Genomic DNA, 19,718 nt, shown 5'->3' with positions numbered 1-19,718 from the left:
CTGACGCGCCCGTTTCACCGCCGTCGTTGCTGCCGGTGGTGAGGCGCGCTTTTCCAACATGAACCAGTCATTTAAATCATTGCTAGCGGCCCTCGCGCTGAGCGCCACCTCGTTGTGGGCGGACGAGTTTCTCCCGCCCGCCTCCCTCAATCTGCAACTGGCCGCGCCCATCCGGACCTGGGATGAGGCCGTGCCGCTCGGCAACGGCGCGATGGGCGTCCTGCTCTGGGGCGAAACCAATACGCTGCGGTTGTCGCTGGATCGCGGCGATCTTTGGGATGAACGTCCGTCCCGACGCTTCACCGAAGTGCGGTCGCAATTTAACTGGCGCACCATGCAACAACTCGTCGCCAGCAATCGCATGGACGAGTTCAACGACATCTTCGATTCGAATTACGATTACAACGGGCCGCCCACCAAACTTCCCGCCGGACGTGTCGAGATTACGCTCGACGCATCACAAACCGTCGCCGCCTTCGAGCTGAACCTCGCCACGGCGGAAGGCCGGATCCAATTCAACGACGACACGGAAGGCCGGATGTTTGTGGATGCGAACTCGGTGTCGGCTCCAGTCGCGTTGCTGCGTCTGGCCGGGCCGCCCCTGAAAGCGGTTCGGATTCAGTCGCCGGAATCCGTCAAGAAACTCGGTTATCCCGCGCCCCGAACGGGTGCCTCCCAGGATTCCTGTTGGTTTGAACAATCGGCCGCCGACGGTTTTGCGTATGCCGTTTACGCCGCCTGGCGCCGCGTCGGCCAAACCACATTGTTGGCGGTGACGGTCGCCACCCGCGACGAAGGCAAGCGTCCACAGGCCGTCGCGCAACGGCGCGTGGAAAAAGCGTTGCGAACCGGCTACGAAAACTTGTTGCGCAAACACACCCGCTGGTGGGCTGATTTCTGGGATCACTCGCGGGTCGTCGTGCCCGAGCCACACCTCCTGCGGCACTACTATCTCGTGCGCTATTTCTACGGCGCGGCGTCACGGCGCGGCGCGCCGCCGATGCCGTTGCAAGGCGTCTGGACGGCGGACGCGGGTGAATTGCCACCGTGGAAGGGCGATTATCATAACGACCTGAATACGCAGATGACTTACATGGGTTATCAAGCAGCGGGCCAGTTTGATGAGGGCGCAACCTTTCTCGACCTGCTCTGGGATTTGTTGCCCACGTTCCGCACGTTCGCGAAGGATTTCTACGACGCGCCCGGCGCGGCGGTGCCCGGAGTGATGAGTCGCAAAGGTCAGGCGCTTGGCGGCTGGGGTCAATACAGCCTCTCGCCCACCATGGGCGCGTGGAACGCGCACTTGTTCTATCTGCACTGGCGATACACGAGCGATGAACGCTTCCTCCGCACCCGCGCTTATCCGTGGTGTCGTGAAATCGGCGTTTGCCTGTTGAGTTTGCTCAAACCGGACGCGAACGGCATGCTGAAACTGCCACTGTCCAGTTCACCCGAAGTCTTCGACAACCGCCGCCAGGCATTTCTGATTCCCAACAGCAACTACGATCTGATGTCGCTGCGCATCTTGTTCCGGGCGCTCGAGGAAATGGCCACCGCCGCCGGCCACCCGGACGACGCGGCTCAGTGGGTAAAGGCGGACCGGCAATTGGGCGATTGGCACGCCCTGGCGGACGGCACGTTGTTGCTTGATGAACAAACCGCGCTGCCCGAAAGCCACCGGCATCTCTCGAACCTGATGGGCTTGTATCCCTTCAACCTGGTGACGGTCGAGACGGGCGCGCGCGACCAACAGATCATCGAGGCTTCGCTGAAACAATGGCGTGGACTCGGCACGCAGTTGTGGTGCGGTTACTCTTTCACCTGGATGGCCGCTCTTTCCGCGCGTGTGGGACAGCCGGAGGAAGCGCTGCGCAATCTGGATATTTACTCGCGCGCCTTTATTCTGCGGAACGGCTTTCACGCCAATGGCGATCAAACCGGGAACGGCTTCAGCAACTTCAGCTACCGCCCATTCACACTGGAGGGAAATTTCCTCGCGCTGGCCGCAATCCACGAAATGTTGCTGCAAAGCTGGAGCGCCACCCCTGGCAGCGGCGATTGGGGCGTCCTCCGAATTTTCCCCGCGACGCCGTGGCGCTGGCATGACGCCTCATTCGATGACCTGCGCGCGGAAGGCGGTCACCGGGTTTCAGCCCGGCGCGAAAACAACGCCACCACCTGGCTGCGCGTGGTCGCCGGGCGCGACGGTCGGCTCCGCATCCGCGATAACTTTGGCGGGCGGCAGCCCAACTGGGATCGGCCAGACGTGCGGAAAGTTGGTGAGAATTTTGAAATCACCCTCAAACGCGGACAGGTGCTCACCGCCACTCTCCCCAAACCGGCAACTGTTCCGGAGACGCCAGCGGATGCGGCCCAACCCGTCGTCATTCGCCCGCGTTAATCATCACCGGACCGAGGCACTTGCGCGACGAAGCGAGCCACACCCGAAATGACTGGCCGCGGTCAGTTGCTTTGTGTAGCGTGCCGGCGCTCCTCAATTGGTGATGCACAACACAGCGACATCCGACGATTCAATCAACGCCGCCCGGGCGCCGCGATCCGACACGCCGCCCGGCAATTTCTCTTTCATCGCCAGCGGTGGCGCACGAAAAATTTCGAGACTTCAAGCCGTCGTATTGTTTTGCATCACCTTGACCGTCGCGCTCCCAAGTCGCGCCTTTGAAAGTCCGGCGTCCCCCGAGTCAGCTCTGGCCGCGTTCCAGCACGATCCCGAGGTTCGCGTGGAATTAGTTGCTGCCGAACCGCTGGTATTTCAACCGTGCGCGTTGGCCTGGGACACCGCCGGACGTTTGTTTGTGGTCGAGAATCGTGATTACCCCACCGGTCCGGCGCCAGGGCAGCCGTCCGCAGCAGCCATCGTCCGTCTCGACGACACCGACGGCGACGGGCGCATGGATCGGCGCACCCTTTTCGCCACGAACCTCACCTATCCCAACGGTTTGATGCCCTGGAATGGCGGGCTGATCGTCACCTGCGCCCCGGATATTTTATTTCTCAAGGACACCGATGGCGACGGGTACGCGGACGTGCAACGCGTGTTGCTCACGGGGTTCTCGACCAATGGCAGCACACAATTGCGGGTCAGTCATCCTCTCCTCGGACCGGACGGTTGGATTTACATCACCAGCGGCCTGACGCGTCCGGGCAAAATTTCCGCTCCGGAACATCCCGGGCGGCCTGCCGTGGACATCGGCACCGACGCGCGGTTTAATCCTTTCACCTTGGAAATTGAACCGGTGGGCGGACGCGGTCAGTTCGGTCAAACCTTCGACGAGGCGGGAAATCGGTTTCATTGCATGAACCGGGTGCATATTCAGCAAACCGTCATTGCTCCGCGCTATCTGGCGCGCAACCCGAACTACACCGGGGCGGACGCCGTGCAAAATGTGCCGGAAACCATGGTGACGGACCTGCTCGGCGGGGCGAACCAGAACTTTGCCGCGCGCTTGTATCCGATCAGTGAAAACCTCACCACCGCGGATTCGCATGTGGGCACGTTCACGGCCGCCTGCGCCGTGCATGTATATCGCGGAAACGCGTTGCCGGCCCAATACCGTGGTGACGCATTCGCGTGCGACCCAACCGCCAACCTGGTGCATCGCGATCGGCTCACGGAGGTCGGACCAACTTTCGCTTCGCGCATGGTCAACGAAGGCCGCGAGTTTCTGGCCTCACCCGACGATTGGTTTCGCCCGGTTTTCCTCGCGGACGGTCCGGACGGCGCCCTTTACGTGTGCGACATGTATCGCAAAACCATTGAGCATCCGGATTACCTGCCGGTGGAGGTGCGCAAGCGAACGGATTTCACTTCCGGACGTAATCGAGGCCGCATCTGGCGCATCACCGGATTGAACGCCAAATCCCGTCCGCCAACTGAACCCTGGCCAGCCCAAGCGTCCCGCGAAGCGCTGGTGCAAATGCTGGGGCAGGCCAACGTCTGGCAACGCGAAACCGCGCAACGGCTCCTGATCGAGTCGCCCGGTTCTGAAGCGTTTCGTGCGATTGAAGCGGCGTGGCCATTACCAGATGCAGCGGAACTCGAACAACGCGGCAACATCTTGCGGGCTGAAGGTTGGAGCGCTTTTGCTACCAACACGGATTCGGGCGCAGACCTGTTTAGACTCAATGCGCTGCGTACGCTGGCTATTTTGACCACGCAAGCGACGAACAACCAGTTCACCCGTTTCACGGCGACGTCAGCCAGGGAAGAAGCACACCAACAACTGGCGAAACATGTTCAGGCTGCCGCACTCGCGGCCAATCCGCTGCTTCGCGAAAATGCGTGGCGCGTCGTTGCGGAACATCCCTGGAGCGGCGCTCACATTCCTATGGAGTTGTTGCCTCAACTTGCGACGGACCCGAATCCGCGCGCGCGATTTTGGCTGGCTCTAAGCCTCAACGCCCATTTCGCTAGCAAAGCCAGAATTGATCCCATCACGGTGTTGGCGCAACTCGCCAGCCGTGACGGCCAGGATCGTTGGATGCGCGCCGCCATGCTGAGCGGTCTCGATCCTCAAACGCAGTCGGCATGGCGGCTGGCGCGAGAACTCGTTCAGCGGACTGAGTCACCCGCACCGGTAGAATTTTGGTCGGACTTGGGCCAGGTATTGGGAGCGGAACAACTTGAAGCGGCCACCACCAATTTATGCGATTTGCTGGCGCCGCCCGACGTGCCCGCGACGCCGTGGCGAATTGCCGCGCTGGAAGGGGTATTGGAATCAGCGCGACGCCGTGGAACAACGGCTTCGTTACCCGCCGCAGTGCAAAACCGTTTTACCCCGGTTGCCGCGCAGCTTGCTGCCACCCACTCGGAATCGGTGGCGACGCGGAAAGCGGCGATTGGCTTCCTCGCCAGTGTGGACCCAGCGGCGGCCACGACTGCGTTGCTGCCACGACTCACCGCCAGCGAACCGACAGAGTTACAAACCGCCGCCGTGCGGGCGCTCACCAGTCTGCCGAGCGAAACGGCGGTGCAGGAATTATTGCGATTGGAACATTGGAACACCTTATCGCCCAATACGCGGGGCGCCGCATTAACGGCCTTGCTCGCGCAACCACGACATACGCGGGAATTGTTGGCCGCAATGGCGGCACAACGGTTGCCGGAAAATATGTTAAGCCACGCTCAACGCGAAGCGTTGCGCCATCATCGTGACGCGGAGATTCGTGAAACCGCGCGCCAATTATTTGCCGCGGCAGCGACCGGTGATCGCATGGCGGCTTACGAAAAAGCGCGCGCCGTACTCGAGCTGACCGGTCAGGCAGTCAATGGACACAAGGTGTTCGCGACTCATTGCGCCTCCTGCCATCGGCTGGATCGAGAGGGTTACAATGTCGGTCCGGATTTGCTGGGCATCCGCAATCAACCCAAGGAAAGCATCCTGTTGCACATCGTGCATCCGAACTACGAAGTCGTGGCCGGGTTCAACGCCTGCACCATCGAATGTCAGGACGGACGAGAGTTGACCGGTTTGATCATCGGTGAAACGCCGACGAGCGTGACGTTGCGCCAGGCCCAGGGACTGGAGGAAACCGTGCCGCGCTCGGGAATCAGCCGGCTGACGGTCGGTCAGTTATCGCTCATGCCCGAAGGATTGGAAGAAGCCATGACCCCGCAGGAGCTGGCCGATTTGCTGGCCTGTCTAAAAGGAGAGTGAACTTATGCAAACCTTGAACCATAATCCGCGACGAACGAGCCAACGGCATTACGAGCGAGCTATGAAGAGATTCTTGTCACCAAATCAGAATTGCAGCGGAATCACCGGCCCAATGCTTCCACCAATCACCCGCGCAAAAACAGGCGCGCCAGTCTTGGGTTTGATCCTGCTGCTCAGTGGCTGGCTGACCAGTCCGATGACTACCGCCGCCGCGCCCAAAGTGTTTCGGGCCGGAGCCGCGTTGGTGGATATTACGCCGACAAATTATCCCATTCGCATGGCTGGAAGCCTGGTTTTATCCACGGCCACTCAAGCTCTCGATCCGCTGCACGTGCGCGCCCTGGTGCTGGACGACGGTCGCACAACGGCAGCCATCGCGGTGATTGACAGTTGCATGGTGGATCGCGAAACCATGGACGCAGCCAAAACCGCCGCCGCGCGAATCACTGGCATTCCCACCAAGCGAATGATTATTGCCAGCACCCACACGCACACCGCGCCGGCGGCGTACAGTTGTCTCGGCAACGAAGTCGAACCCGACTACGTGGCGTTTTTAATTCCGCGGATCACGACCGCCATCGTCGAGGCCTGGCAACACCGGGTGCCGGCGCGAATTGGTTGGGGAAAAACGGATTGCCCGGAGTTCGTTCACTGCCGCCGCTGGATCATGCAACCCGGTGCGGCGATGCATCCACCCGCCACGTTCACCGGCCAACCCACCAACATCGTCATGATGAATCCGGGTTACGCAAACACCAACAAGATCCGCCAGACTGGACCGGTGGACCCGGCGGTCACCGTGCTTTCCGTGCAAACGCTGGCCGGCAAACCGCTCGGTTTGCTCGCCAATTATCCGACGCACTATGCCGGGGTCTCGCAAGCGGGTTTGTCCGCGGATTATTTTGGCGAATTCTGTCGCGTCATCGCGCACGATCTGGGTGTCGAGGAAGGCCAGCCGTTTGTCGCCCTGATGAGCAACGGCACCAGTGGCGATGCCAACTGTATTGATTTCACTCAGCCCAATTGGCGGAACGATCGCTTCATGGTCGCCCGCGCGGCGGCGGACGCCACGCTGACGACGCTTCAGAACATGCAATATCAAGACTGGGTGCCGGTAACGATGATGGAACGCAAACTGACTTTGAAAGTGCGGCGTCCCAGTGCCACCGATGTACGCGCCGCGCGAGAGTATCTGGCGCAAAATGTTGGAGACCGGCCGCCGCGCAACTGGGAGGAAGCCTACGCGAATGAAACCGTGCGGATGGCCAATTGGCCCGCCAAAAAAGAAGTGAAACTTCAAGCCTTGCGACTCGGCAATTTCGCCATCGGCACCTCCCCGTGCGAGACGTACGGCAGCACGGGCCTGGCGATCAAGGAGGCCAGTCCATTCCCGTTGACGATGGTGATGGAACTGGCCAACGGTTGCAGCGGCTATCTACCGCCGCCCGATCAGTTCGCGCTGGGCGGTTACACGACATGGCGCGCGCGCACCAGTTATCTGGAAGTGGGCGCGGAACCTAAAATCCGGGAAGGCGTTGTCACTTTGCTCAAGCGCGTGGCTCGACGCGGAACGTCGCCGACAAAACCGGTGAACCATCCATAAAGCCACCTGCGTCGTGAAACGGTTGTCCGCGCACGATTCACTGATGGATTGGTGGAGCGTTGTATCCAGCCGGGGCTATCAACACCACAAACTCGCCTTTCCACGATCGCGATTGCGCCTGAGCCAAAAGCTCAGTCGCGGTGCCACGCAAAAATTCCTCAAATTTTTTCGTCAGCTCCCGCGCCAGCACGATTTGACGCTCGGGAAATACTTCGCGTAATTCGCCCAAAAGTTTTTCGATGCGGTAAGGCGATTCGTAAAGCACCAACGTGCCGGGCGTGGTCGCAAGCGCTCCCAACTGCCGCAGGCGTTGCCCGGATTTGTGCGGGAGAAAACCGATGAAGTGGAATTCGTCGGTCGGCAAACCGCTGGCGGTCAACGCCGCCACCAACGCGCAAGCCCCGGGTACGGCTTCCACGCGAAAGCCGGCGGCGAGCGCGGCGCGAACCACCCGCTCGCCCGGATCACTGATGCCAGGACTGCCCGCATCGGTCACCAGCGCGACTTTCTCTCCGCGCGCCAAACGCTGAAGAATTTCCTCGGCGCGCCGGGCTTCATTAAACTGGAAATAGCTCACCAAAGGTTTGGTCAGTTCCAGATGTTTCAGCAGTTGCCCCGTGCGTCGCGTGTCCTCCGCCGCCACCACATCACATTCACGCAACACGCGAATCGCCCGCAGGGTGATGTCTTCCAGATTGCCAATCGGCGTGGCCACCAGATAAAGCGTGGCGGGCGTGAGCGGAGGCAGCGATCGGGTTTCCATGACTTAACGCAGAAAAATTTCGGCGGCGGCATCGGCGAAACGGAGTCCCTGCGGGGTCAGTTGAAAACGATCCGCGGAAAGTTGCGCCCAGCCCTTGCCCACCAACGCCGTCATGTCCGCCTGCCAATCGCGCCGCAGATCCATGCCCGTGACCTGCTCGAATTGGGTAAACGGCCAGCCAGCGTTCATGCGCAACCCGAAGGCAGCGGTCTCTCCGGCGCGTTGCAACGGCGGCAACGTCTCCCGCGATTCAATGGCGCGCTGACCTTTTTCCAATTGATCGCAATAGAGCTGGGTGTTGGCCCAATTTTTTGTCCGCACGCCGCGAACGTAACCAGTCGCGCTGGGTCCCAAACCGTGAAAGTCTCCGCCGCGCCAATAGTTCACATTGTGCTGGCAGGCCCGAGTCGGCAACAGCGGGTCGGAATGCGGCAACGCGCTCGCGCTTTGATCGCCCGGCGCCGACCGGGCGAAGTTGGCGATTTCGTATTGCTGAAATCCGGCGGCGGCGGAGCGATGCACCAACTCCTCGAACATGTCGCACGCGAGATTTTCATCCACGTCAAATTGTCCGGCTTGCAGTTGCGCATAAAGCGGTGTGTCTTCCTCGTAGATCACCTCATAACAGGATAAATGCTCACTGCCGAGCGCGAGCGCCTCATCAAGAGTGGCCCGCCAGATGGCCAGGGTTTGACCGGGAATCGCGAACATGAGATCCAGGTTCAGATTGTCAAATCCGGCCTGCCGCAAAATATCGAAGGATTTGAAAACCATTGCTCGCGAATGAATGCGCCCCAAACGCTGCAATAGGGTTTCATCGAACGACTGCACGCCCATGGAAATGCGATTGACGCCAAACGCGCGCAGCAGTCTGGCCTTGTCCAACGAAATGGTGGCGGGGTTACATTCCACCGTGAACTCAGCGGCTCCGAGCAGGCTGAGTCGCTGCATGGCCAGCAGCAGGGTTTCCCACTGTTTGAGATTGAGCAGGGAAGGCGTGCCGCCACCGAAAAAGACCGTGCGCGGTCGTAAATCCGCCGCCACGATTTCCAATTCGCGTTCGAGCGCGCGAACGTAGCGATTGATCAGAGCGCCGTTGGAAGCCTCGGAATAGAATGCGCAATACTCGCACTTTTGGGCGCAAAACGGCACATGAACATAGAGGCTCTCGACTGCGGGCGTGACCGGCATGGAGAAAATCTAGCCGATCGCGGCACGGGTCGCGATGCAGATTTTTGCAAACGTGGGGAGGCGGAACTTAAGCCTGCGGTTGGTTGCGTTGGACGTTCTCAGCCTTGAGACCTTTGTCACTCGTGATAAGCTCGAACGTGACGACTTCGCCCTCGTCCAAGGTCTTGAATCCTCCGCCCATGATGGATGTGTGATGCACGAACACATCCTGGCCGGTTTCCTGGGCAATAAAGCCAAACCCCTTTTTATTATCGAACCACTTAACTTTACCACTTGCCATACCTGTTGTTCCTAAGCATTACCTGGTTTTGATGCGCCCAACTCGAAATCAATTTTCAACCCGGCCATCGGCAGGCTTCCGAGCGTGGCATCTGTGGCGACTTTAAAACCAATTTCAAAGCCGTCAAGACTTTTCCAGCAGGCAGGGTTACGTCGCAAAACAACGCGCTTGCACGGAAGCATATTGCGGATCGGCCCCTGAGAAAAAGGGAAGGCTGCAGACGGGTGTGATTGGAAGTGACGGTCAATTGAGGCCGAGTTTTGGCGTGGACCAGTAGCGCGACCAGAGTTGGTTGGCGCGGGCCACGCGTAGGCCTAGCATGGCTTCGGCGTTGGTTTCCTTCCACCAACTGCCCGCCAGTTTGAGCCGTTGTTGAATCACATGCCGATGGCCGCTTTCAATCTCGCCGGAGCCGATCTCCAGTCCCGCCGTCCGTGCGCCCGCATAGTCCAGATGCGCCCGCCGTTCGCTCAAGTAGCGGTACGCCGCCCGCACGGGCGCGGTCGGCACGCCTTCGGGTTCGAGGTGCGCAGTCAACGCCCGCAGCACGGCCGACACCTTGTTTTCCAGCAACCGGCTTTGTTGGCGGCGGCGCCAGCGTTCGGGATTTTTGGGGTGAATCACCGTCGCGGCCGCCGCGAGGTATTCGCTCACGTGGTAGAAGTCCAACAAGTAATCACCTTGCGCGCCGAACTGTTCCTGGAACTGGGTGAGAATCCAGGCCGCCCCGTCGCCCACCCCATGGACGTGCGTGCGTGCGCCCAGCCCGGCGGCTTGGGCCGTGGCCCGCCACATCGCGCCAGCCAGCGTCACGCTGCCCAAGGTGGCGCCGTAGCAGGGCGTGGCCGAGTCTTTGGGCCGAGCCAGACACAAACGCGCTTCGCGCCAGATGAGTTGTTTGCCGCAGCGACGATCTTCGCTGTGGGTGGGCGGCACCATGATGGGAATCAGACTGCCGTCCAGTTGCGTGACCAGCGTGCGGACCGCGCGTTTGGGCGGCGTGACGGCCAAGGCGCTGATCCGCGCCCCGTGCGCCAAGGTGTGCTGGCGCACCGCTGTGGCCGTCACGTCCAGCCCGTAGTGTTCCCGCACGCGTTGAGCGGCGCGGGCAAAACTTTCCTCGGCCCCGAAATCCACCAGCGCCCGTTGCAACCGCCGCGAACGGCCGCGCGGATTCACCCTGGCCCGTTGGCAGAAGGGGCGCAACAACCGGCCGCGCCGGCCCAGCCGCCATTGCGTCTCCTGGACTTCCACCCACCCAAAGGTGGTCTGCCACGTCAGTCTTTTTTTTTACCGTAGTGAATGGCATCCGGATGGCGCTGGGGCACCTGGGCTTGGGTGTGGGCCTCGGCTTCGCGGGCCCACTGGCCCAAAAGCTCCTGAGCCAATTGGCGCACCTGCGCGCTCACGCGCGCTTCGGCTTCATCGGCGGTGCAGTCGTCGGTGACGGATTGGTCGAGCGTATCGGCCAGTTCGTGCAGCCGTGCCAGCACGTCGGGCCGATGCGCCAACCGCTCTTCCAGGGATCGGCGGGAAGGGGAAACGTTTTTGGATTTCGGTCGTTCATCGTTCATGAACCACTTCAAATATACAAAATCGTTCCAAGGCGCCAGGGCTAAATCACTTACAAAAAATTAGCCTTTGACCGTCACTTCCAATCACACCCGCTGCAGACAACACAAACGCCATGCGCGCCATGCGCAATACGCGGAGCGCGACGTTTCTAATCCACCCGCAACGCTTGCTCGATCAATTGTTCCAAGTGAATGACGATGGCGGCGTCCGTCGTCACCAAATTCGCGCCCGCCGCCTTGGCGGCGGTTTGCAGTTCGGTTTCCGCTTCGTCCGCAAACGCGATAATGGGCAGATGCGCCGTTTCCGCCTGACTTCGCAATTTGCGGATGGCGGCGTCAGTATTCCGCTGCGGTGAAACGAGGTCCAGCAGCAGCAACATCGCGCCACTGCCGGCGGCGGCAGCGGGGAGTTCGGCGGCACTCGACATGGTTTGCACCCGGTAGCCTTGATCTTGAAGCCGGTTCACCAATTGGGAACCGGGAAGAATATCTTCGTAGCACAGCAGAGCCAGGGGCGCGGTCACGAGGAGATTTTGTTTCGAGCGGCGCCGAATTGCAAAAGAATTTCTCGGCGACTCGATTCCTCAGCGTCCCAGCCACCCCGTTTCTCCGAGCGGCGCGATGTGGTCAAGGAATCACGCGAACGCGATAAAACTGCTGCGATTGGATGGGGAGCGAGTTGGTGTAGAAAATCGCCGAATTCACGGCCGTCAGCGCCGACCCCAATTCCTCCCAGGAATCAGAGAGCAAATTCGTCGTCGTCTCCAACTGATATTGCTGGCCGGAGATCGCCGACCAACTGATCACCATCGCCTCCGATTGACGGATGATGTTCGCCATCAGCGGCCGGGGTTGCACCAGGATGTGGAAGGTGCCCGTATCTGTCTGCGTCGGATTAACGACGCTGGCAACCTGAATGGCGATCAAGTTGGTGGTGTTGGCGTCCACATCCAGAGTCTGCCAGAAAAATTCTCCTGAGACGGGATTGATGGTTGCGGTCGCCGGCGCGCCGCTCAACAAAGAAAACGTGAGTTCGTTGGTGGGCGAATCGGGCACGGTTGCCGCCGCCACGAAATGCACCGGACTGCCGGCGTGTACCACTCGATCCGATAGAGGCGACAACGACGGGGGGTGATCCGAACCAACGCCCAATCCGGTGCCGTCAATTTTAACCACAGAAAACTCCAGCGTCGCCCCGTTGTTGGCCAACTGCGGATCATCAGTAAAACTGCGCACCACACTGGAGTTCACAAGTTCTCCGGCCAACAGACACCTGCCGGACAACTCGAGGCTGACCGCTTCGCCAGGATCAAGCGCGCCAATCTCCCATAAGCCCGTCGAGTTCGACAACGTCCACAAGCCGTAGCCGGCAACGGCGGTATCCAACAGATAACTCGCGGGAAATTGATTGCTGACCGTGACAAACGTCGCTGGATTTGCGCCGTGATTGGTCACGGTTATCGTCATGGTAAAGTTGCTCCAGGTGGCAATGCGATTGGTCGCCATCTCCGTGGTGAGTTCCAGGTCGGCAAAAGTCTGGCTCGTGGTGGCACAAACGAGATTCGAGGTGGTGAGACTTAAACTCCAACCGCGCAGCAAGCGACCACCCGACATGGCGCTGTCATCTTGAACAAATAACCGCCAAGTTCCGTTGGGACTGCCACCAACGAAAGCGCTCAACTTATCGCCATAAGGCCCGCCCGGCGCGGGAGCGGAAAACACGTCACCGATCAAACCGTAATTCGTCGGCTTGTAAGTTCCGCTGGTCATCGGACCGCCTTGCGGAAGGGATTGCGTCGCCGCGACGGAAAAATTCAATTTCAGATTGGAGCAGGAATTACCGCCACCACAATCGGACAGCAGCATGACTTTTTGTCCGTTCGGTCCGACCAACAAAACGTCCACATCCTCCGGCCAGGCGTGAGTCAACCCATCCAAGGTCACCGTCACTCCAATGACTTTACCGCTCATTCCCGTCACGGTAATCGGGCTGGGAAAGAGCGAGGCCGGGCCGCTATCCGGAATGATCAACTCGGTGGCGTTGGTGAATTGCCGCGTGGTGATGATCCGTTGTCCCAAGGGCAATTCCACATTTATCAACCCCAAATCGCCGCTGGCGTCTTGCAAACGGAACGTGGGGGAAATGGCCCCGCCGCAGTTGCCAACCGCAGTAAAGCTGAAACCGCGTTCGACCGGCGCCACGCCGGACGCCAAGTCGCCGTAGTTTATCGCGGCGCTTGGATTGGAAACGCCGTTGGTGGCCAGCAACGTTACCCACAGATTCGAGGCGTCAAGCGTGCCATAATTTTCCAAAGCCAACTGCACCGTCACCATTTCGTCCGGGTCCACCGCTTGATTGGCCGGGGTGAATCCCTCGGCCGTCAGCGTGGCGGCGGCGGCGCGAATCAGCGGCACGGTGGTGTTGGTCGCGTTGTAAATCACCAGAGCAAAATCCTGATCTAATGGACCGCCGTAATTGGGCACACCATCCGAATTGATATTGGCCGCCAGCACGGTCACGACGATATCGCCAGAAACTCCGGCGGGCAGTAATACGCTCTCGACGTTGTTGCGCGAATCGGCACTACCACCTTGAATCGAATCCGAACCACTGAACACATTGCCGAGATACCGGTTCGTGCCAATCTGCACCATCAAATCCAGATCGTTGTTAAACGCGTCCCCCACCGTGCTGCCCGGCGCATCCGTCCAAGCCAGCGTCACTCGCAGGGGTTTATCTGCATCCACAATCCGCCCGGTAAACACGCGGGCTTGCCCTGAAGCCGTAAAAATATCTTCAGTTATTTGATCGCGCAGAATTCGCGGGGTCGCATCGAAGGCGCGATCCAACCAGACGGCCCCAAGCCCTTGTCCCGACGACCACAAATCGTCACCAACCCCTGCGCCCGTCAAATAGCGCGCGCTGTTCATCAAATACGCCTTGGTCATCGCCGGACTGGGCGCGGACTGATTTTGATTCAGAAAATATTGTCGCAACAAAGCGCAAGCCCCCGCCACCGCCGGGACGGCGTGACTGGTGCCCGAGGAAACGGTGTAAAACTGTTGGCCCAACGGAAAGAAATTCGCCGGACTACCAGGAGTACCGCTGCCGCTCAACGCCAGAATCGAAGACGCCTTGAACCCGCTTAGCGCGGTGCCCAAGCCATCCAAAGTCAATGCACTCTGCGGCACACCGCCGACCACATGCGTTCCTGGAGCAACCAGATCCGGTTTCTGTCGGCCATCGCTGCACGGACCGCGACTCGAAAACAGCGCGAGATCATCGGCGACATCGGCATTCAAATCCGTGTAACCGCCGCCGTCACTACCAAACGCGCTTGATCCGCCGTTGGCAAGGCTGAGCGAACGCACATTCTCGGAAGCGCCCACGGTGATTACGTTTTTTGCCGTGCCCGGAGCACCGACGGAATGGGGCGACGGTCCGCTGTTGCCGGCGGCAAATAAAATTACCATCTCTTGATTGCCTGGAGTGTCGTGAACCGACCCTGCGGGTTGCGCGTCGCGCACCAAGGCGTCGTAAGCCTGGGCGTCAATCGAATAGGTGTTGTCCGGTGCGCCCCAACTGTTGACGCTGATGCGCGCGCCGGCTTGATAAGCCCGTGCTTGCAACTCGACATAATTCGGATGGGTGAATTGATCCGGATCGAACACCACCGACGAGCCGATTTGTACAAACGGACACACGCCGAGACCGTATTGAAATCCAGCGCTGTCCGTGTGCGGAAACCCGGTGAGATTGTCGGCGTAACCCGCCAGAATGTGCGCGTTCAAATTACCGTGACCGTCCAACCCGGCCAGCGTGCTGCCCGAATGTGGCGTCCCGAATAAACGGTTATACGCCACGCGGCTGCCCAACGGCGCGTCAGCGTAGCGATATAATGCCAGGTGGCCGGGCGCAATCGTGCCGTTGTCAATTCCACTGTCGCTGATATCCACAACGAATCCCGAGGCATCAAATTGCTCCTGCGTAAAGCCCTTGCCCGCCAACCAGGCGAGGTAACCAGGACCAGCGGACTGCGATCCGGCCCCAGCTCCGGCGATGATTTGAGCCTGTCGCTCATCCCGCAGTTGCGGCTCTTGATAAAGTTGAATCGAAACCACATCCGGCCGTGCGGTCAATTCATCCAACCGCCCCGACGGCAAACGCACAATGAGATTACGATATTGCAGAACGCGAAAATCACGTTGGATGGGCTGCAGTTTCAACGCTTCAATCAAAGTCAGCGTTGCGGGAGTGTCCGCGGCGGATTCGATTAACTGAACCGCAAACAAATCATTGGTTTCGGCCACGCGTAAATCTCCACCAAACCGATGGCGAATGTTGGACGCTAATTTATCTTCCGCAGCGTAGTCATCATCCCATTGCACGTAATCCGTCACGGCAGCCCAGGCTTGCACCTGCGCCAACGTCGCCGCTTCACCGCGAATCAGGTAGGCATTGGCGGGAACGTAACTCACGATTTGCGCGCCCAGTTGCTGTAATTGCTCGCGCCACGTGGGCTTGATCGGACCGACGAATTGAACCAGGTGCAACTGCGGTCCATTGGCCAGCGCCCGGGTGGGGCGGGGTCGTTGCTTTGAAATGTCCCGCGTTGAGATGCTGCGCGCGTTCAACCGCAGTTCGTCGGCCGTGTCTCCCGCGCGTCCACCGCGCAAAGCCGCCGCGGAGTCACCCTCCGTGCGAATGATTTTGAAGCTGCCATAATCGGCGAGTACCTGGCCGCCTCGTTCGATCAACTGCTCGGCCAACACCGGATCGCTCACTCGCACCTTTTGCGGCGCGGCGAAAGCGAACGGGACCAGCAACGGCAGCACGGCCAAGGTTGCCAACAACCTCAGCCGGCTTCCGATACGTCTTTCGTCGCTGATCGGACGGACTTTCGCCATTTAAATCATTCGCTTTAGGTCGGAGTAGTTAAATATGGACGGACTCCATTCGCCTGCATTCTGAATTATCGCAAGCCGTCAAAATTACGGAGCCGCCAAGACCACGCGGCTGGCTAACGGCGAACCGTCCATTGTGCCATACCCGGCGTTCAGTTTCTGTAGGATTACTCCGTTGAAAGCGTGGGTCGGTCCGCCATCAGGCTCTTGCACCTGACCACTGAACAATCCGGAACTCGGAGTGATATTGAAAGTGAGGGTGTTCGGACTCAGATTCACCACCTGGCTGCCCGGGTTGATACTGACGACATTGTTAAATGGTGCGGTCAAGTTGCCGCCGCTGAAGCTTACCACGCCGCCCGCGAGATTCAGCGCCTTCTCCTCCGTTTGCGGAGCGACATACGCTGAACCAACCACTTTGGTGCCGAGCGCGAATCCGAGTGGATAACTCGTGGCACTGGCCCCGGCTTGTTTGATCCAGACCATGTCCCCGTTCAGATCGCTCGAGGTGAGATTGGCAAACGTGACCCAGCTCAGGATCAAACCTTTGCCCGCATACATGGAGACGCCCAAGGGCCAGTCGCCATCCACCGTGATGTAGGCGGATTGCATGAACCGGGTGCCGTCGGCCAACGTGCCGCTCATCGTCGCCAGACCATCGGCCGCCACGTGAATGGTGGCATAACCGTCACCGGCTGGACGCGAGAGGTCTCCGGCGATTCCCGGGAACACTGCGGTATATTCACCCGCAAGGTCCGAACTGGACGCTGGACGTCCTCCTGAGAGTTGCCCCGTCCAGCGTCCGTCGGTTATGCGCCCAAAAATCTGACCCGCAGTCGCTCCCCGTCCCACCTCCAACTCGACCACGAGGGAACTTTGCTCCCAACGAGCGATGGTATTGGTGGCGCGCAGCTCCTGACTCAACGCTCCGCTAAATGGATAACGAACGTATCCCATCTGCACCCAGGCCGAGTAATGGCCCTGGTTATCCACGTAAACGCTGAACGTCCCGGCGCTTTCCAAACGCACTTCATCGGTTTCATTGAACAAACCATTGTAGGTCCCAGCCGCCGCCAGATAAGGGTCCCCCACAAAGTTGGCCTGAATCACCGTGTTGGATTGCATGATGAAAGTGAGGGTCGGCGAGGTGGAGACCACGCTGCCACTCCAACTCGAGAACACATATCCGGACGCCGGAATGGCCGTGACGGTGTAGCTCTGCCCCACAATCAACGTCGTGCCAGTAAGATCGGGAGTGATTGTGCCTTCACCGTTCTTCACCACGGACAATTGTCCCACCGCCGGCTGCGGCTTCTGCACTATCACATTAAACGCGGTGCTGGCGGAGGCCGTGCCATCGCTCACCGTCAGCGTAATCCGGGCGGTCCCGGCAGAATCAGCAACGGGCGTGATCCGCACCGTTCGATTGGTCCCGCTACCTCCAAATACGATGCCGGCAACTGGAACGATACCCGGCGCGGATGAACTGGCCGTTAAAGTCAGCGAATTAACCAGCGTATCTTCGTCACTGATGACAAATCCGATCGGCCCGCTATTGGTGTCTGAAATGATGGTCCGGTCCGCGATCGTCGAGATCGTCGGCGACTGGTTCTCCGCTTGGACTGTCACCGTAAAGCTCCGGCTCACCGTCCCGTTCTGCCCCTGCCCATCGTTCACCGTCACCGTGATCACCGCGCTCCCGCTCCGGTTCGCCGCCGGCTCCAGCCGCAGACTCCCCGTCCCGCTCGGACTCGTGTAACTCACCACCGGAGGCAACACCACGCTCGGGTCCGACGATACCGCGCTCACCGTCAACGCGTCCGCCTCGTTGGCCGCTCCCGAACTGATCCCGCTCAACCCCACCGTCCGCGCCCCGCCGTTGCCCGCCAGGTACTGATCCACGATCGCGTCCAACGTCGGCGCGTCGTTCACCGAACGCACCGTCACCGTAAAGCTCCGGCTCACCGTGTTGTTCGTCGTCTGCCCGTCGTTCACCGTCACCGTGATCACCGCGCTCCCGTGCCCGTCGGCCACCGGCGTAAATCGTAAACTCCCCGTCCCGTTCGGACTCGTGTAACTCACCACCGGCGTCGGGATCAATCCCGGGTTCGACGACACCGCGCTCACCGTCAACGCCTGTCCCGTCTCCCCGCTCCCCGCGCCTATCCCGCTTAATCCCACCGTCTGTAAACCCGCATCCTCATCAATCGTTACATCCCCAATCGCCCCCAAGGTCGGCGGTTGATTGACGGACGGAACAGTGTAGCCAACTTCATTGGAAAAGGGGCTTTCAAGATCATCAGAATCGTTAGCAGTGGCGGCAAAATAGTACCTGTTGCCAGCGCGCAGATTCGGCACGATAGCAGTGGTGACGTTTCCAACCTGGATGAAATTGGTGTAATTGCCGCTGACGCTGCCATAATAAACACGATAGCCGACCACCGTGGCATCAGGACTGGCATCCCACGCCAAAGTAACGTCCGCCGCCGGCGCAGCTGGAATCAGGACGAAAAGTGAAAGACAACTGAAGAAGACACTCCACGTCTTACGACTTACCGAATACAACACTCCTTTACAACACATCGAAAAGAGGGCATCGCAAAAAAATTGCCAATCCGGTAGCCCCCCGGGGAATTTTTCCAATGTTTCGGCGCCAAATCCGCGCAAAATCTCCGCGAGGACTAACTCAACCCCGCAACCGAATAACATCACGTCGCGAATTAAAGACAGCGATCGAGAAGCACGAGACAATGTTTGTCTTGAAAACCCGCAACTGCACCGGGGTCACGCCACGGGTGATTTTTCCGCAGCCCGCAAACAATATCCTCACGGCGCCGCGCCCCGGTCCGGAAAGCTATAAAGCTTCAGAAATGCGCTGGATTTGGCGGGCGTGACCGGTAGCGGCATCAATCGTAACCAGCGCGCCGTGGAGCAGAATCCGGTGCTTCGCCACTTCAAACCGCTGCGGCATGTTGGTGACGAAGCGTTTGATGACTGGCTCTATCTCCCGACCCAACACACTCTCATGCGGACCAGTAAAACCAGCGTCGCTAAGGTAAGCGGTGCCGCCCGGAAAAATCTGCTCATCGGCGGTCTGCACATGCGTATGCGTCCCCACAACGGCGCTAACCGTGCCATCCAACAGGCGTGCCAAAGCGATTTTCTCCGAGGTCGCCTCGGCATGAAAATCCACGAAGATGATTTTCGTCTCGGATCGGAGCCGCGCAATCACCGGCGGCACCACGCTGAACGGATTTTCCAGCGCGGCCATGAACACGCGACCTTGCGCATTCAGCACTGCCACTCGAATTGGACCGGCGGCATCCGATCGCGCTCGCTTGATGTCGAAAATCCCCGCGCCCTGCCCCGGCGTGTGTTCGGGATAATTGATCGGTCGCAGGAAACGCGGTTCCGAGTTCAACAATTCCAACACTTCCTTCTGATCCCATAAATGGTCGCCGCTCGTAATGACGTCAATGCCCGCGCCAAACAATTCCGTGGCGAGGCGCGGGGTAATTCCATTGCCGCCGGCGGAATTTTCACCGTTGGCGATCACAAAATCCACCGCGTGTTCTTCCCGCAGCTTGGGCAGCAAAGTCTGCACGGCACGGCGGCCGGGCTCGCCCACGATGTCTCCAATGAAAAGAATTTTCACCATGCGAAGCTAGCCCACCGCCCCAGGCCCTGGCACGCACAGAATCGGGCGCATTTCTCATTTGCATCC

General features: G+C 59.7%; 12 protein-coding genes. 3 read left to right on the top strand and 9 right to left on the bottom strand.

Going from position 1 to position 19,718, the window contains the following annotated elements; genetic code table 11:
- Positions 1-58: 58 nt before the first annotated feature.
- From M9920_09160 to M9920_09150, 3 genes are all read left to right on the top strand, one after another.
- The gene (locus M9920_09160) at positions 59-2,401 is read left to right on the top strand and encodes a glycoside hydrolase N-terminal domain-containing protein (protein MCO5052458.1); all 2,343 of its coding nucleotides are present in this window, start codon (positions 59-61) and stop codon (positions 2,399-2,401) included.
- A 103-nt stretch (positions 2,402-2,504) separates the two neighbouring features.
- On the top strand, positions 2,505-5,678 hold the full coding sequence (locus M9920_09155; protein ID MCO5052457.1) for a c-type cytochrome: 3,174 nt from the start codon (positions 2,505-2,507) through the stop codon (positions 5,676-5,678).
- A gap of 112 nt (positions 5,679-5,790) precedes the next feature.
- Positions 5,791-7,281, top strand: coding sequence for a hypothetical protein (locus tag M9920_09150; protein ID MCO5052456.1), 1,491 nt, complete (start codon positions 5,791-5,793; stop codon positions 7,279-7,281).
- Positions 7,282-7,318: 37 nt separating this feature from the next.
- Here the strand turns inward: M9920_09150 and rsmI are convergent, their stop codons facing one another.
- The 9 genes from rsmI to M9920_09105 all read right to left on the bottom strand — a co-directional run bounded on the left by rsmI (position 7,319) and on the right by M9920_09105 (position 19,649).
- Positions 7,319-8,044: a 16S rRNA (cytidine(1402)-2'-O)-methyltransferase gene (gene rsmI, locus M9920_09145; GenBank protein MCO5052455.1), complete on the bottom strand. Its 726-nt coding sequence runs from the start codon at positions 8,042-8,044 to the stop codon at positions 7,319-7,321.
- A gap of 3 nt (positions 8,045-8,047) precedes the next feature.
- Positions 8,048-9,235: a radical SAM family heme chaperone HemW gene (hemW, locus tag M9920_09140; GenBank protein MCO5052454.1), complete on the bottom strand. Its 1,188-nt coding sequence runs from the start codon at positions 9,233-9,235 to the stop codon at positions 8,048-8,050.
- Between the two features lie 67 nt (positions 9,236-9,302).
- Positions 9,303-9,515, bottom strand: a complete 213-nt coding sequence (locus tag M9920_09135) for a cold-shock protein (protein ID MCO5052453.1) — start codon at positions 9,513-9,515, stop codon at positions 9,303-9,305.
- Positions 9,516-9,758: 243 nt separating this feature from the next.
- Complete coding sequence (locus M9920_09130; protein MCO5052452.1) at positions 9,759-10,769, bottom strand: UPF0236 family protein; 1,011 nt, start codon at positions 10,767-10,769, stop codon at positions 9,759-9,761.
- Positions 10,770-10,792: 23 nt separating this feature from the next.
- Positions 10,793-11,089: a hypothetical protein gene (locus M9920_09125; GenBank protein MCO5052451.1), complete on the bottom strand. Its 297-nt coding sequence runs from the start codon at positions 11,087-11,089 to the stop codon at positions 10,793-10,795.
- Positions 11,090-11,238: 149 nt separating this feature from the next.
- The gene (locus M9920_09120; protein MCO5052450.1) at positions 11,239-11,613 is read right to left on the bottom strand and encodes a hypothetical protein; all 375 of its coding nucleotides are present in this window, start codon (positions 11,611-11,613) and stop codon (positions 11,239-11,241) included.
- A gap of 103 nt (positions 11,614-11,716) precedes the next feature.
- Positions 11,717-15,997 (bottom strand): S8 family serine peptidase, encoded by a 4,281-nt coding sequence (locus M9920_09115; GenBank protein ID MCO5052449.1) that lies wholly within the window; start codon positions 15,995-15,997, stop codon positions 11,717-11,719.
- 84 nt (positions 15,998-16,081) lie between these two features.
- Entirely contained in the window at positions 16,082-18,562 is a 2,481-nt protein-coding gene (locus M9920_09110) for an Ig-like domain-containing protein (protein ID MCO5052448.1), read from the bottom strand.
- Between the two features lie 286 nt (positions 18,563-18,848).
- A complete protein-coding gene (locus tag M9920_09105; protein MCO5052447.1) occupies positions 18,849-19,649 on the bottom strand; it encodes a TIGR00282 family metallophosphoesterase in 801 nt (266 codons plus the stop codon).
- Between the last annotated feature and the right edge of the window lie 69 nt (positions 19,650-19,718).

The sequence above is a fragment of the Verrucomicrobiia bacterium genome (genome assembly GCA_023953615.1).
In the GTDB taxonomy this organism is placed as follows: Bacteria; Verrucomicrobiota; Verrucomicrobiia; order Limisphaerales; family JADLHS01; genus JADLHS01.
Note: the sequence above shows the minus strand (reverse complement) of the source record. Positions and strands in the feature narration are given on the sequence as shown.

What these genes read in the sequence shown, in the direction of transcription:
- M9920_09150 (MCO5052456.1), top strand. Translation starts at nt 5,791, where the DNA reads ATGCTTCCACCAATCACCCGCGCAAAAACAGGCGCGCCAGTCTTGGGT.
- rsmI (MCO5052455.1), bottom strand. Translation starts at nt 8,044, where the DNA reads ATGGAAACCCGATCGCTGCCTCCGCTCACGCCCGCCACGCTTTATCTG.
- M9920_09135 (MCO5052453.1), bottom strand. Translation starts at nt 9,515, where the DNA reads ATGGCAAGTGGTAAAGTTAAGTGGTTCGATAATAAAAAGGGGTTTGGC.
- M9920_09125 (MCO5052451.1), bottom strand. Translation starts at nt 11,089, where the DNA reads ATGAACGATGAACGACCGAAATCCAAAAACGTTTCCCCTTCCCGCCGA.
- hemW (MCO5052454.1), bottom strand. Translation starts at nt 9,235, where the DNA reads ATGCCGGTCACGCCCGCAGTCGAGAGCCTCTATGTTCATGTGCCGTTT.
- M9920_09160 (MCO5052458.1), top strand. Translation starts at nt 59, where the DNA reads ATGAACCAGTCATTTAAATCATTGCTAGCGGCCCTCGCGCTGAGCGCC.
- M9920_09115 (MCO5052449.1), bottom strand. Translation starts at nt 15,997, where the DNA reads ATGGCGAAAGTCCGTCCGATCAGCGACGAAAGACGTATCGGAAGCCGG.
- M9920_09155 (MCO5052457.1), top strand. Translation starts at nt 2,505, where the DNA reads ATGCACAACACAGCGACATCCGACGATTCAATCAACGCCGCCCGGGCG.